The sequence below is a fragment of the Nocardioides exalbidus genome (assembly GCF_900105585.1).
GTDB classification, from domain to species: Bacteria; Actinomycetota; Actinomycetes; order Propionibacteriales; family Nocardioidaceae; genus Nocardioides; species Nocardioides exalbidus.
The window spans coordinates 282,387-296,146 of the sequence record NZ_FNRT01000002.1 but is presented as its reverse complement, the minus strand read 5'-3'; the positions used below and the strand labels follow the sequence as shown (position 1 = coordinate 296,146).

Below are 13,760 nucleotides of genomic sequence, written 5' to 3'. Positions count from 1 at the left end.
GCTTGGATCGTTCTCGTGCGACTGCTGCTCAACCTCATCTGGCTGGTGCTCGGCGGGTTCTGGCTGTTCCTCGCCTACGTCCTCGCCGGAGTGCTGCTCTGCATCCCGATCATCACGATCCCCTGGGCCGTCGCGTCGTTCCGGATCGCGGTCTTCGCGCTGTGGCCCTTCGGCCGGACCGTCGTCGCCAAGCAGTCGGCGGGTGTCGGCTCGTTCCTCGGCAACGTGATCTGGTTCGTGCTCGCCGGGTGGTGGCTGGCGATCGCGCACGTCCTGTCGGGCATCGCGCTGTGCATCACGATCATCGGCATCCCGCTCGGCCTGGCCGACTTCAAGCTGATCCCGATCTCGCTCGCCCCGCTCGGCAAGGACATCGTGCCGACGCGCCGGGGCGAGTTCGACGTGCGCTGAGCCCGCCACCTCACCGCGCGGCGTACTCCCGCGCGATGGCGGCGCCGAGGCGCGCGTTGTGCTCGACGAGCGCGATGTTGGCCTTCAGCGACTCGCCGTCGGTGATCTCGACGATACGGCCGAGGAGGTAGGGCGTCGCGTCCTTGCCGCGGATGCCGAGCCGGTCCATGTCGCCGAGCGCCTGCTCGATGATGGCGCCGATCTCGTCGGCGGGGATCTCCGCCTCGGCAGGGATGGGGTTGGCGACGACGACGCCGCCGGCGAGCCCGAGGTCCCACTTGGCCTGCATGAGCGCGGCGACCTCGCCGGCGGTGTCGACGCGCATCGGGGCACCGAAGCCCGACGAGCGGGAGAAGAACGACGGGAACTCGTCGGTGCCGTAGCCGAGCACCGGCACCCCGAGGGTCTCCAGCTTCTCCAGGGTCAGGCCGATGTCGAGGATGCTCTTCACGCCGGCGCACACGACCGCGACCGAGGTGGTCGACAGCTCGGTGAGGTCGGCCGACACGTCGTACGACGTCTCCGCGCCGCGGTGCACCCCGCCGAGCCCGCCGGTCACGAACACGCCGATCCCGGCGAGGGCCGCCAGCCGCATCGTCGAGGCGACGGTCGTCGCGCCGTGCAGGCCGCGCGAGACGACGTAGGGCAGGTCGCGGATGGAGACCTTGATGACCGAGTCGTCGGAGGCGAGCAGCTCGAGGTCGTCGGCCGAGAGGCCGATCGTCGGCCTGCCGTGCAGCACCGCGATCGTCGCGGGCACGGCGCCGCCGTCGCGGACGATGCCCTCGACGGTGCGCGCCATCTCGACGTTCTGCGGGTAGGGCATGCCGTGGCTGATGATCGTGCTCTCCAGCGCGACGACGGGCTGCCCGGACGCCAGCGCGTCGCGGACCTCGTCAGTGATCGTGAGCATCGGTGACCTCTCGGGGCGTGGGGGGTTCGAAGGCGGCCATCGCCTGGGCCAGGTCGGCACGGACGGTGTCGGGGCTGGTGATCGTGGCGGCAGCCGCGCGGTGCCCGTCGCGGGCGGCCTCGACGGCGTCGGCACCGCGCAGCCACGCGGCGACCCAGGCGGCGAGCATCGCGTCGCCGGCACCGGTGACGTCGACGACCTCGACCGGGATCGCCGGGAGGTGGACGGTGGGGAGCCCGGCCCGGCAGACGTAGGACCCGCGTACGCCCTCGCGCAGCCAGACGTGCTCGTTGCCGCGGGCGTGCAGGTCGTGGATGCCGGCCCACGGATCGCGGGAGCGACCGGTGAGCGCGCTGACCTCGTCGGAGTTCGGCGTGACGAGGAAGAGCCCGCGCACGAGGTCGTGGAGCCGGCCGGCCTTGGCGACCGAGACCGGCTCGAAGGCGACGGGCACGTCCGCCGCCGACGCCGCGGCGAGGACCTTCTCGACCTGCGCACGCGAGAGGTTGCCGTCGACGACGACGAGCGCGGCGTCGTCGAGGTGGAGGGTGTCGAGCTCGAGCTCGTCGACGATCGCCATGTCGGACACGGCCGAGACCAGCTCGCCGCGCTCGTCGAGGACGGCGGTGTAGGTGCCGGTCCGCCCCGGCGCCCGGCGTACGGCCGACACGTCGGCGCCGCACGCGGCGGTCACGCGGAGCGCCTCGTCGCCGAAGGTGTCGTCGCCGACCGCCGACACCAGTCGCACGGGTGCACCGAGCAGGCCGAGGCAGGCGGCGATGTTGCGGCCGACGCCGCCGGGCGAGATGCGGGTCCGGCCGGGGTTGCTGGTGGCGGGCACGAGGGGCGCGGACGTGCGCGCGACGACGTCCATGTTGGTACCGCCGACGACCACCACCCACTGCTTCACGGGGCAGATCCTGACACGTGGGGCGGTGAGGTCAGAGCTCGTCGTCGACGTACGACGGCGAGGCGACGCGGAGGCCGGCGAGGGTCAGCGGGACCGAGGTCAGCGCCAGCAGCACGATGACCAGCGACCAGCCGCCCGTCGCGTCGTGGATGAGCCCGACGACGAAGGGCCCGATCGCGGCGAGCGCGTAGCCGACCGGTTGGACGAAGCCGGACAGCTGGGCGGTCACCGACGGGTGCCGGGTGCGGGCCGTGATGAGGGCGATCGCGGTCGGGAAGGCGAGGCCGGAGTAGCCGAGGAGCAGGGCCCACAGCCACGGCACGGTCGCCGGGGCGAGGAGGAGGCCGAGGTAGCCCAGGGCGAGGGTGATGCCGTAGGACCAGATCCAGCCGTGCAGGCCCTTGCTGCGGGCGATGACCGTCGGCATGAAGAGCGCTCCGACGATGCCGACCGCCGACAGCAGCGCCTGGAGCGCGCCCGCCGCCGAGGCCGAGAGACCGGCGTCGCGGAAGATAGTCGGCAGCCAGCCGAACTGCACGTAGGCGTGCATCGACTGCACGCCGAAGAGGACCGTCAGGCCGACGGCCGTGCGCGAGTGGATGATCCGGCCGCTCGGCGGGGCCTCACCGCTGACGGCGTGCTCGACGGGGGAGCGGCGCTCGCGCAGCGCCAGGCCGACCCACAGCGGGACCGCAACCAGCAGCATCACGCCCCACATCCCGAGGCCGGTGCGCCACGAGTCGGTCGACTCCGTGACGGGCGCGGTGAGCAGCGAGCCGATCGTGCCGCCGACGACCAGGCCGGTGCCGTAGACGGTCATCAGCACCACCGCGTGGCCGTGCGCCTTGATCCAGGCCGGGACGATCACGTTGCCGATCGCCATGCCGGCGAGGGCGACGACCGTGAGGACGAGGAAGAGCGGGACGCTGTCGGTGGTGACGCGGAGCAGCAGGCCGGCGGCAGCCGCGGTGAGCCCGATCGCGACGGCCGCGGTCATCCCGACGCGTCGCGCGAAGCCGACGGCGAGCGCGCCGACGAGGCCGAAGCAGAGCCCCGGCAGGCCCGTCATCGCACCTGCGATGCCGGCACTCATGCCCAGCCCGTCGCGTACCTCCTCCAGCACCGGCCCCGGCGAGGAGGCACCCGGGCGGAGGTTGACGGAGACGAGGACGACCGCGGCGAGGAGGACGCCGAACGGGACGAGCGATGAAGCGCGAGATCGGGAGTCAGCGTCGGACACGTGCACCGACTCTAGGCACGACCCGCGGCAGCACGAGCAGCGCCCCGAGGACGAGGGTGGCCACCACGACGAACGACGTCGCCGTGCCCTGTCCGCTCGCGTGGCGCAGCAGCATCCCGCCGACGAGCGCGCCGATCCACACGACGATCCCCGACGTGAAGGCCGCGGGCGCTCGACGCGTCGCGGTGAGCGCCGCCCAGGCGACCAGGGTCCCGGCGAGGAACGGCCACGCCGTGGTCCACCAGCCGCCCGCGGTCAGGGTGCCGTAGTGGCTGAGCCGCCCGATCACCGCGAAGATCCCGACGAGCACCAGATCGACCACCAGCCACATGTCCCTGACCCTAGGCTGCCGCCATGCTGGTCCAGCGCGCGGTCTCGTACGCCGTCCTCGTCGCGCTCACGGTCGTCCACCTCGGCGCGCAGCTGGCCGCCCCCGACGGCGCGGTCGCGTCGCTCACCCAGCCGCTGCTGATGCCCGCGCTGGCCGCGGTGCTGGTGGCCGGGACCGCTGCTCCGCGGCCTCTCCTCGTGCGGCTCACGCTGGTGGCGCTCTTCTTCTCGTGGCTCGGGGACACCGTGCCGCGCTTCCTCGAGGGCGACGCCGCCTTCGGGTCGATGGTCGGCTGCTTCCTCCTCGCCCAGGTGGCCTACGTCCTCGCGTTTCGTCCCCTCCGCGCCCAGGCGCCGGGGGCGCGACCGCCGCTCGGGCTGCTCTACCTCGTGGCCTACCTGGTCCTGATGCGGCTCTGCTACGACGACGCCGGCTCGCAGACGATCCCGATCGCGGTCTACGGTGCCGCGATCACCGCCATGGCCGCGCTCGCCACCGGCCTGGGCCGGGTGGGCGGGATCGGCGGTGCGGTCTTCATGCTCTCCGACGCGCTGATCGCGCTGCACGCCTTCGCCGGCGTCGACCTCCCGGCGCACGCGTTCTGGGTGATGCTGACGTACGTCGTGGGGCAGACGATGCTGGTATTCGCGGTGCGCTCGCGGGTCTCTGTTCCGGAACGTAACCCGGGGTTACAGTCGAGGGCATGACGTCGCTCGCCGCGCCCCCGGCCCCACGGATGGTCGGGCGGACGGTCGGGCGGGAGGTGCGCTCGGGCGTGCACTGGGGGGTCTCCCACGGACTCCCGACGCTGTTCCTCCGCCGCGCCGCGGGCCGGGGTGACCTCCAGGCGAGGCTGATCCGGGTCGGGTCGATGGGCACCGATGAGGTCTTCGACCTGATCGAGGAGATCCGGGCGAGCGGACCGCTCTACCGCTCGCGGATCGGCTACGTCGCCACGAGCCACGCCGCCGTGCGCCAGGTCCTGACCAGCGACGACTTCCGCACCGGCTTCCCGGCCGACGAGGGCCTGCTCGGCCGGATCTCGCGGTGGGCCGCGCCGACGACGCTGCACCCCGTCGCGCCGCCGTCGCTGCTGGTGACCGAGCCGCCCGACCACACCCGCTACCGCAAGCTCGTCACCCGGGTCTTCACGATGCGCGCCGTCGAGCGGCTGCGCGAGCGGACCGAGGAGATCGCGGCGGACCTGCTCGACGGGCTGGCGGACCGCGCGGACCGGCCGGTCGACCTGGTCCAGGCCTACTGCGCGGTGCTGCCGGTGACCGTGATCGCCGAGATCCTCGGGGTGCCGGAGCACGAGCGGGCGCGGGTGCTCGAGTTCGGCCAGGCTGCTGCGCCGAGCCTCGACCTCGGACTGGGCTACGGCCGCTACCGCTCGGTCAACCGGGCGCTCGCGCGGTTCGACGCGTGGCTCGGTGACCACCTCGAGCACCTGCGCCGCCACCCGGGTGACGACCTGCTCAGCCAGCTGGTGACGGTCCAGGAGGACGGGCAGGGCCTGAGCGAGACCGAGCTCCGCGCGACCGCCGGGCTGGTGCTGGCCGCCGGTTTCGAGACCACGGTCAACCTGCTCGGCAACGGCATCGCCCTGCTCCACGACCACCCCGACGAGCGCGCCCGCGTGACCGCCGACCCGGCGCTGTGGCCCAACGTCGTCGAGGAGGCGCTGCGGCTCGACCCGCCGGTGCTGCTGACCGGGCGGATGGCCGTGCGCGACACCGTGCTCGCCGGGCAGGAGGTGCGCGCGGGGTCGATGGTCACCGCGATCCTCGGCGGGGCCAACCGCGACCGCGAGGTCTTCGCCGACCCGCTGCGCTTCGACGTCGGCCGCGCCAACGCGCGCGACCACATCGCCTTCTCCGCCGGCCGCCACCACTGCCTCGGTGCCCAGCTGGCCCGGATGGAGGGCGAGGTCGGGCTCCGCGCGATCTGGCAGCGCTACCCCGACCTGCGGCTCGAGCCCGGCGCCCGGCGCCGCGAGACCCGCATCCTGAGGGGATTCGAGTCGCTTCCGGCGACGTTGCGGCCCTGACCGCGATAGGTTCCGCCGGTGCCTGACCGGGGAGCCCACCGCCTGCTCGTGGTGCTGGCGTGCGCACTCCTGCTCGCCGTCGCTGGGCCTGCCTTCTCCGCCGATCCGATCCCGCGGCCGGTGCTCGACGTCGACTTCCCGGACCCCGCCGTCGTCTCGACGCCGAACGGCCTGGTCGCGTACGCCACCGGCGACCGCGTGCCGCACGCGTGGTCGCGCCGCGCCGACGGACCGTGGCAGCGCGGCGCCTCGCTCCTCACGCAGCGGCCGAAGTGGTCGCGCGACGGAGGAGTCTGGGCGGTCGACGTCGCGCGGGTGGGCGGGCGGTGGCTGCTCTACTACGCGACGCCCGTGCGCGGGATCGGCGAGCACGGCCGCTGCATCGGCGTCGCGCGCTCGTCGTCGGCCCGCGGGCCGTTCCGACCGGTGGGTTCGCGGCCGCTCGTGTGCCCGTCGTACGCCCACGCACCCGCGGCGCAGGACCAGCTCCTGCCACGCGACCCGACGCTGCCGCGCGCCGGAGTCATCGACCCGTCGTGGTTCCGCGACGCCGACGGGTCGTCGTACCTCCTCTACAAGACCGATCGCACCCCCTCGACGATCCGCATCGTCGCGCTGACGCGGGACGGGCAGGCCGTGCAGCCGGACGCCACCAGCGTCGAGCTGCTGCGCTCGGCGGACGTCGTCGAGAACCCGGTGCTCGTGCGTCGCGACGGTGGCTACGTGCTGCTCGCGTCGGAGGGTGACTGGACGAAGTGCACCTACCGGACGTCCTGGTTCCGCTCCGCGACGCTGCTCGACTGGACGGCACCCGCGTCGGGCGTGCTGCTCGACACCGACTCGACCCGGCTGTGCGGTCCCGGCGGTGCCGACCTCGTCTCCGGTCGCGGCGGTCGAGACCTCGTCTTCCTCCACGGCTGGACCTGTCGCGGCACGGCGCTGCCCTGCGTCGGGCGCGGCAAGTGGGACCACAAGCCGCGCGAGCGCGGACGCCGGTCGATGTACGCCGCCCGGCTGCGGTGGGTCGACGGTGTGCCCGAGGTCACCGGCTGGCTCCGACCCCGCTGACCGGGGCCGGTCCTAGGCTCGCCGCATGGCTTCCTCCACCGCGTCCGAGTGGGACCTGCACACCGCGATCACCCCGGCCGGCGACGGCCTCTTCGACGCGACGCTCGACCCCGGGTGGGTCGTCGGTGGTGGCGTCAACGGCGGCTACGTCCTCGGCGTCGTCGGCCGCACGATCGCCGAGACGCTGCCGACCAAGCCGCACCCCCTCTCGGTGAGCGCCTCCTACCTCTCCGCCTCGCGCCCCGGCCCCGCGCAGGTCTCGACCCGCGTGCTCCGCGAGGGCGGCACCGTCGCGACCGTCGCCGCCGAGCTCGGCCAGGAGGGCACGACGAGGATCTCCGTGCTCGCGACGTACGCCGACCTGCGGGAGATGCCGACCGACGTGTCGACCACCGCCGTCGAGCCCGCCCTGCCGCCGCTCGAGGAGTGCGTCCCGGGCTCGATGGCACCTGCGGAGACCCGGCGGATCGCGCCGGTGATGGACCGCTTCGACCTGCGCTTCGACCCGGCCTGCATCGGGTGGGCGATGGGGAAGCCGAGCGGCAACGGGCACATCCAGGCGTGGCTGAAGATGGCGGACGGACACCCGCTCGACGCGGTCGGCCTGCTCATGGTGTGCGACGCGCTCCCGCCCGTCACCTTCGACCTCGGCCGCCCCGGCTGGGCGCCGACCCTCGCGCTGACGGTCCACGTCCGCGCGGTCCCGGAGCCCGGCTGGCTCAAGGTCTCGCACCGCACCCGCAACGTCGCCGGCGGACTCTTCGAGGAGGACTGCGAGGTCTGGGACCCGGCCGGTCGCCTCGTCGCCCAGAGCCGCCAGCTCGCCATGCAGCCGCGACCCTGAACCGGCGCACTGGCTCGTGAGTCTCCCAGAGACTCACGAGCGAGTCCCGGGCGTGTCGGGCCCCTGACCTGCGCCTTTCGGTCCTGAGTCGCCGAGAGACTCAGTGGCGAGTCAGGGGCGAGTCAGTCGAACCAGGCCCGGTCCATCGACACGATCCAGCGGCGGCGGGGGTGCTCCGTGAGCGACCAGAGCCGGTCGGTCGACGGCCAGTAGGACAGGTCCTCCGGTCCCATCGGGAGCGCCCAGCGGTGCCGCTTCATCGACCCCGGCTCACCGGCGTACATGCTGCCCGGCGTCCACGGGCCGTGCGACACCGTCACGTGGTAGCGCCCGGACGCGATGACCGCGCCCTGCATCTGGCGTACGCCGCCGTCGTCGACCGCCAGGGGACGCGAGAAGCCGTCGTCGCCGACGGCCAGCTGCCACGTCGCGGGGTCCAGCCTGTAGCGCGCGAGCCGGGTGGTGGCCGTGGCGCCGAGGGCGTACTCGCCGGCGATCAGGCCGGGCGGGTCCGAGCGGCGGTCGAGCGACATGAAGGAGTAGCGCAGCTTCTCGTGGCCGTCGTCGGTGAAGGCCTGGTAGGTGAAGCGCACCGGCAGCACGTAGCGGTGGCCGAACGAGTAGAGGGACGTCCCGTCGATGCCGAGCTCGTCGGGGTGGTCGTCGTCGCCGGCCACCCGCATGATGTCGTCGACCCGTGCGGTGACGAAGCCGCGGCCGGTGGCCGCGATGTGGAGGTAGGGCCCGGCCCAGACGATGCCGCCGGCGTGGATGTTCATCGGCCGCAGGGTGAGGTTGCCGGCCTTGTCGAAGACAGGCGAGACCAGCAGCACGTGGCGGTAGCGCCCGGAGTCGAGGTCGACGAACGTCACCCGCGACCCGCGCTTGATGCCGTCCTTGCCGGTCGAGTACCAGGTCGTCACCACGACCCGCCGGCCCTCGCCCTCAGGAGTGAGCACGGCCTCGGTGTCGGAGGAGTCCGCACTCGTCGAGATGCCCTGGGGGTACCAGAGCTCGTCGCGCTCGTCGTAGTCGTCCCAGCGCCACGCCTCGCGCACCGCCCGCCCCAGCAGCCGCGGCGCCCGCGAGCGGCGGACGGCGTACTTCAGGTCGTCGAGCAGCCCGCCCAGCCCCGTCGGCGTGCCCACCAGCCCGGCCAGCGCGTCGATCTCGCGGATGTTCTCGTCGGTGCGCTGCAGGTGGATCCCCTGCACGAACGGCGACTCCGACGCTGTCGACATGCCCCGACCCTAGCCTCGGTGGTCCGCACCGGATGCGGGCCCGGAGCCCGGCGGGCGGGAGGATGGACGGCGTGAGGGCGATCTTCTTCGACGAGGACGACGCGCGGGCGGTGGTCGCGCGGCTGGTGGCCGACGGCTTCGAGGCGCACGTCGAGCGCGAGCGGCTGGCGGGCGAGGACGACGACGAGGACCACCCGTGGGCGGTGGTGAGCGACGCCCCGGCCTTCATGCTCGAGGTCCTCGTCGACACCCACGACGGGTGGCTCGACGAGGACGATCCCGCGGGGGAACACAGCGACCCCCTCCCGCCGTTGCACCTCCCGACGGCGCCGAAGAGGATCAAGCGCCCCGACCTAGGCTGAGTGAATGACCGAGACGCCCGACCACCGCATCGTGCTCGTCCACGCCCACCCCGACGACGAGTGCATCGGCACCGGGGCCACGATGGCCCGCTACGTCGACGAGGGCGTCGGCGTCACCCTCGTGACCTGCACGGCCGGCGAGATGGGGGAGGTGCTGGTCCCGGAGCTGGAGTACCTCGCCTTCGAGAAGGACGGCGGCCTCGGGGAGCACCGGCGTGGTGAGCTCGACGAGGCGATGAAGGTCCTCGGCGTCACCGACCACCGCTTCCTCGGGGGCTTCGGCCGCTTCCACGACTCCGGCATGGCCTGGCACGAGGACGGCCACGCCATCCCGGCGGAGTCGATCCCCGACAACGCCTTCTGGACCGCCGACCTCAACGCGGCCGCCGACGAGCTGGTGAAGGTGCTCCGCGAGGTCCGCCCGCAGGTGCTGGTGACCTACGACGAGTTCGGCGGCTACGGCCACCCCGACCACATCCAGGCCCACCGCGTCGCGATGTACGCCGCCCAGCTGGCGGCGGCCCCGTCCTACAAGCTCGACCTCGGCGAGCCCCACGACGTCGCGAAGATCTACTGGACCGCGATGAGCGAGTCGCGCATGCGCGAGAGCCTGCGCCAGCTGCGCGAGTCGGGCGACACCGAGACGTTCAAGGGCATGGAGCCCGACGGCAAGCTGCCGCCCTTCGTCACGCCCGACGAGCTGATCAGCGCCCGCGTCGACGGCTCCGCCCAGGTCCAGCGCAAGATGGACGCCCTGGCCAAGCACGACACCCAGGTCGAGCAGGACGGCCACTTCTTCTCCGGCGCGGAGAGCGGCCACTCGTGGTGGTCGGACGAGTACTTCCGACTGGTCAAGGGCACGCCCGGCAAGGTCGGCGCCGACGGGTTCGAGGAGGACCTCTTCGCCGGACTGTGAGGGCACTGCTCGTCCCGGTCGCACTGGTGGTCGGCGCGGTGTCCGGTGCGGCCGGCACGCTCCTGCACCAGCACTGGTGGGGGCTCGGCCTCGCGCTGGTGACCGGGCTGGTGGTGCTCGCGTGGGCGCCGCCCGGCGCCCTACGCGTCGCCTTCGCGCTCGGCTGGTGCGTCCCGGTCCTCCGTGGGGCGCTGGAGCGTCCGGCCGGTGGCTTCCTGATCTCCTCCGACGCGCAGGGCTGGTCGTTCATCGCCGGCTCGTTCGTCCTGCTGGTCGCCGCGCTGGCGACCGTCATGTCCGGTCGTGGCGACGGTCCGGGACGCGCCGGTGATCCCGGACTTCACGCCTGACCTGCCTACACTCGCCGCGTGTCCCAGAAGCCGCCGAGCACTGACCAGCCCCGCGACAAGGCGGGTGCCAAGGTCGTCTTCTGGCTGCTCTTCGGGCTGGTCGTCGTCTTCGGGGGGCTGTACGCCGCTGCGCACTACGCCGCCGGTGACAAGGTCCCGCGCAACACCACGGTCTCCGGCGTCCGGATCGGGGGCCACTCCCAGGCGGAGGCCGCGCAGCGGCTCGAGGCCGGGCTCGCCGACAAGGTGAACCGGCCGATCGCCACCACGATCGGCGGCGAGGACGCAGAGGTCGACCCGGCCGCGCTCGGCCTGCGCGTCGACTACGACGCCTCGGTCGCCGAGGCCGGTGGCGAGGAGAGCTGGGACCCCGTCCGGCTCTGGAACTACTTCACCGGCGGCGACGCGCTCGACGCCGTCGTGACCGTCGACGAGGCGGCCTACCAGACCTCTCTGGCCACCCTCGACGAGCAGCACGGCACGCCCGCGGTGGACGGCACCGTCACCTTCGAGGGCGCCGAGATCGCGAAGACCGACCCGACGACGGGCAAGGCACTCGACCCGAGCGACACGCTGACCGCGCTGCGGGCGGCGTACCTCCAGGACGACCCCGCCGTCGTCGCCCTGGAGCTGACCGACGTCGTCCCCGACATCGACGCGAGCGACGTCCAGGAGGCCCTCGACACCTTCGCCTCCCCGGCGGTGGCGGCGCCCGTGACGCTCAGCTTCGACGGCTCGGACGTGAAGGTCTTCCCGGCCGACTACACCGAGGCGCTGAGCCTGGTGCCGACCGACGGCGAGCTGGTGCCGACCCTCGACGCGGCGAAGCTCACCGAGGTCGTCGGCTCGAAGGTCACCGCCGGCGCGGCCGTCGACGCGAGCGTCGCGCTCGTGGACGGCCGGCCGCAGGTGATCCCGGCCAGGCCCGGCGTCACCTTCGACGACCAGCAGCTCGAGGACGGCTTCCTCGACGCCGTCGCCAAGCCCCAGGGCGAGCGCACGCTCACCCTCGACGCCAAGGTCGCGCAGCCGGCGTTCACGACCAAGGACGCACGCGCGCTGCAGGTGAAGGAGCGGGTCTCGAGCTTCACGACCTACTTCCCCTACGCGGAGTACCGCAACGTCAACATCGGCCGCGCCGCCGAGCTCATCAACGGCACGCTGCTCAAGCCGGGGGAGACCTTCTCGCTCAACGACACCGTCGGCGAGCGCACGGAGGAGAACGGCTTCACCGAGGGCTACGTCATCAACGACGGGATCCTCGTCACCGACCTCGGAGGCGGCGTCTCGCAGATGGCGACGACGACGTTCAACGCGATGTTCTACGCCGGCCTCGAGGACGTCGAGCACAAGCCGCACTCCTTCTACATCGACCGCTACCCGGTCGGCCGAGAGGCGACGGTGGCCTGGGGTGCGGTGGACCTGAGGTTCAAGAACGACACGCCCTACGGGGTCCTCATCCAGGCCAACGTCACCCCGTCGACACCCTCGTCGTCCGGCGTCGCGACGGTGAGCATGTGGTCGACGAAGTACTGGGACATCACCGACTCGACGGGCGAGCGCTACAACCTCACGAAGCCGAAGACGCGCCGCGTCGACACCGTCCAGTGCCACCCCAACACCGGCTACGGCGGCTTCGACATCGACGTCGTCCGATACTTCCGGCCCGTCGGCGCCAACACCGAGACCCGCGGCGACGAGACGTTCCACACGACCTACACCCCCAGCGACACGGTCATCTGCACCAACCCCGACGCCACCGACGGCTGATCAGGGCGCCAGCCGGTGCAGGTCGCGCGGGAACAGCGTGACCTCCCGGACGTTGGCCGTCTCCACCAGCCGGCCGATCCAGCGCTCGAGCCCGATGGCGAAACCGCCGTGCGGCGGCATGCCGTGGCGGAACGCCTGCAGGTAGGCCAGGTAGTCGGCCGGGTCCTCGCCGCGCGCGCGGATCGCGGCGTCGTACGCCGACGCGCGGTGCAGGCGCTGCCCGCCCGTCACCAGCTCGAGCCCGCGGAAGAGCAGGTCGAAGCTGTTGGACCACCGCTCGTCGTCGGGCTGGGGGTGCGTGTAGAACGGCCGCTTCGCCATCGGGTAGCCCTCGACGGCGAGGAAGTCGCTGCCGTGCTCGGCCAGCGCCCACGCCCCGAGCGCCCGCTCGTGCTCGGGCGCCAGGTCGGGCTCGTCGGCAGGAGCACCGACGAGCGTGAGCGCGTCGGCGAAGTGGATGACGGGGATCTCGGCAGGTACGACGGGCACGCGGGCGCCCGTGCGCTCGACGGCCTCGTCGGCCGACGCGACCTCCTCCACCATCCCGGCGAGCACCTCGCGCAGCACCGCGAGCACGTCGCGGTGGTCGCGGACGAAGCCGAGCTCGACGTCGAGCGAGCGGTACTCGGCGAGGTGGCGCACGGTGTCGTGCGGCTCGGCGCGGAAGACCGGCCCGACCTCGTAGACGCGCTCGAAGACCCCGACGAGCTGCTGCTTGTAGAACTGCGGGCTCTGGGCGAGGTAGGCCGGCCGGCCGAACCAGTCGACCTCGAAGACCGACGAGCCGGTCTCGGTCGCCGACTCGACGATCTTCGGCGTCGCGACCTCGGTGAACCCGAGGCCGTCGAGCGTCGCGCGGAAGCCGCGCAGCGAGGCGGCGGCCAGCTCCCACCGGGCCTTCTGGGCGGGGTGCCGCCAGAGCACCGGGGCGTGGTCGAGCAGGACCGGCAGCGAGACGTCCAGGCTCGGTCGCCAGAGCTCGGCCGGCGGCGTCTCCGCCGGCTCGGTCAGCAGCTCGACGACCGCGTCGGTGACCTCCACCCCGCCGGGCGCCTGGGCGTTGGCCGTCGCCGTGCCGGTCACCCGGACGGTCGTCTCCTCGGGTGGCACCGGCGTGCCCGGCGGCAGCACGACCTGGGCCAGCCCGCTGCGGTCGCGCACGACCAGGAACGTGACCCGGGCCAGCTCGCGACGCCGGTGGACCCAGCCCTCGAGCGTGACGGCCGAGCCGGTCTCGGCCGTGGCGAGTGATGTGCAGAGCGTCCTCATGTGTCCTCCAGTGGCGTAGGCCCTGGAGGTGTGGGCGGGGGCGAAGTCGCGGTGCCACCACACCTTCGCCGGACTCACCCGTCAG

The 13,760-nt window shown here is 72.9% G+C and carries 15 protein-coding genes; 9 read left to right on the top strand and 6 right to left on the bottom strand.

Going from position 1 to position 13,760, the window contains the following annotated elements; all coding sequences use genetic code 11:
* Positions 1 to 15: 15 nt before the first annotated feature.
* Complete coding sequence (locus BLV76_RS01815) at positions 16 to 411, top strand: YccF domain-containing protein (RefSeq protein WP_090967596.1); 396 nt, start codon at positions 16 to 18, stop codon at positions 409 to 411.
* 10 nt (positions 412 to 421) lie between these two features.
* Here BLV76_RS01815 and BLV76_RS01810 read toward each other — a convergent pair whose 3' ends face one another.
* The 4 genes from BLV76_RS01810 to BLV76_RS01795 are packed head-to-tail and all read right to left on the bottom strand — an operon-like array spanning position 422 to position 3,805.
* Positions 422 to 1,324, bottom strand: coding sequence for a pseudouridine-5'-phosphate glycosidase (locus tag BLV76_RS01810; RefSeq protein WP_090967595.1), 903 nt, complete (start codon positions 1,322 to 1,324; stop codon positions 422 to 424).
* Entirely contained in the window at positions 1,308 to 2,234 is a 927-nt protein-coding gene (locus tag BLV76_RS01805) for a carbohydrate kinase family protein (protein ID WP_245734498.1), read from the bottom strand. The genes BLV76_RS01810 and BLV76_RS01805 overlap by 17 nt, the downstream gene beginning before the upstream one ends.
* A 31-nt stretch (positions 2,235 to 2,265) precedes the next feature.
* A complete protein-coding gene (locus BLV76_RS01800; RefSeq protein WP_217630231.1) occupies positions 2,266 to 3,474 on the bottom strand; it encodes an MFS transporter in 1,209 nt (402 codons plus the stop codon).
* Entirely contained in the window at positions 3,461 to 3,805 is a 345-nt protein-coding gene (locus BLV76_RS01795) for a DUF3054 domain-containing protein (RefSeq protein ID WP_090967593.1), read from the bottom strand. Before BLV76_RS01795 ends, BLV76_RS01800 begins: the two co-directional genes overlap by 14 nt.
* 23 nt (positions 3,806 to 3,828) lie before the next feature.
* Here BLV76_RS01795 and BLV76_RS01790 point away from each other — a divergent pair, with 23 nt between their 5' ends.
* The 4 genes from BLV76_RS01790 to BLV76_RS01775 are packed head-to-tail and all read left to right on the top strand — an operon-like array spanning position 3,829 to position 7,767.
* Positions 3,829 to 4,512: a lysoplasmalogenase family protein gene (locus BLV76_RS01790; protein ID WP_090967592.1), complete on the top strand. Its 684-nt coding sequence runs from the start codon at positions 3,829 to 3,831 to the stop codon at positions 4,510 to 4,512.
* Positions 4,509 to 5,855 (top strand): cytochrome P450, encoded by a 1,347-nt coding sequence (locus tag BLV76_RS01785; RefSeq protein WP_245734497.1) that lies wholly within the window; start codon positions 4,509 to 4,511, stop codon positions 5,853 to 5,855. The genes BLV76_RS01790 and BLV76_RS01785 overlap by 4 nt, the downstream gene beginning before the upstream one ends.
* 18 nt (positions 5,856 to 5,873) lie before the next feature.
* Complete coding sequence (locus tag BLV76_RS01780) at positions 5,874 to 6,923, top strand: glycoside hydrolase family 43 protein (protein ID WP_090967591.1); 1,050 nt, start codon at positions 5,874 to 5,876, stop codon at positions 6,921 to 6,923.
* Between the two features lie 25 nt (positions 6,924 to 6,948).
* Positions 6,949 to 7,767: a thioesterase family protein gene (locus BLV76_RS01775; protein ID WP_090967590.1), complete on the top strand. Its 819-nt coding sequence runs from the start codon at positions 6,949 to 6,951 to the stop codon at positions 7,765 to 7,767.
* Positions 7,768 to 7,889: 122 nt separating this feature from the next.
* Here the strand turns inward: BLV76_RS01775 and BLV76_RS01770 are convergent, their stop codons facing one another.
* Positions 7,890 to 9,008: a hypothetical protein gene (locus BLV76_RS01770; protein ID WP_090967589.1), complete on the bottom strand. Its 1,119-nt coding sequence runs from the start codon at positions 9,006 to 9,008 to the stop codon at positions 7,890 to 7,892.
* Positions 9,009 to 9,079: 71 nt separating this feature from the next.
* Here BLV76_RS01770 and BLV76_RS22355 point away from each other — a divergent pair, with 71 nt between their 5' ends.
* The 4 genes from BLV76_RS22355 to BLV76_RS01750 are packed head-to-tail and all read left to right on the top strand — an operon-like array spanning position 9,080 to position 12,406.
* Positions 9,080 to 9,370: a hypothetical protein gene (locus BLV76_RS22355; RefSeq protein ID WP_425433724.1), complete on the top strand. Its 291-nt coding sequence runs from the start codon at positions 9,080 to 9,082 to the stop codon at positions 9,368 to 9,370.
* 4 nt (positions 9,371 to 9,374) lie between these two features.
* A complete protein-coding gene (gene mshB / locus BLV76_RS01760) occupies positions 9,375 to 10,286 on the top strand; it encodes an N-acetyl-1-D-myo-inositol-2-amino-2-deoxy-alpha-D-glucopyranoside deacetylase (RefSeq protein WP_090967587.1) in 912 nt (303 codons plus the stop codon).
* Positions 10,283 to 10,636 (top strand): hypothetical protein, encoded by a 354-nt coding sequence (locus tag BLV76_RS01755; protein ID WP_090967586.1) that lies wholly within the window; start codon positions 10,283 to 10,285, stop codon positions 10,634 to 10,636. The genes mshB and BLV76_RS01755 overlap by 4 nt, the downstream gene beginning before the upstream one ends.
* A gap of 18 nt (positions 10,637 to 10,654) precedes the next feature.
* Positions 10,655 to 12,406: a VanW family protein gene (locus BLV76_RS01750; protein ID WP_090967585.1), complete on the top strand. Its 1,752-nt coding sequence runs from the start codon at positions 10,655 to 10,657 to the stop codon at positions 12,404 to 12,406.
* On the opposite strand, the gene aspS is transcribed toward BLV76_RS01750, so the two are convergent.
* Positions 12,407 to 13,675 (bottom strand): aspartate--tRNA(Asn) ligase, encoded by a 1,269-nt coding sequence (gene aspS / locus BLV76_RS01745; protein WP_090967584.1) that lies wholly within the window; start codon positions 13,673 to 13,675, stop codon positions 12,407 to 12,409.
* Positions 13,676 to 13,760: the final 85 nt, after the last annotated feature.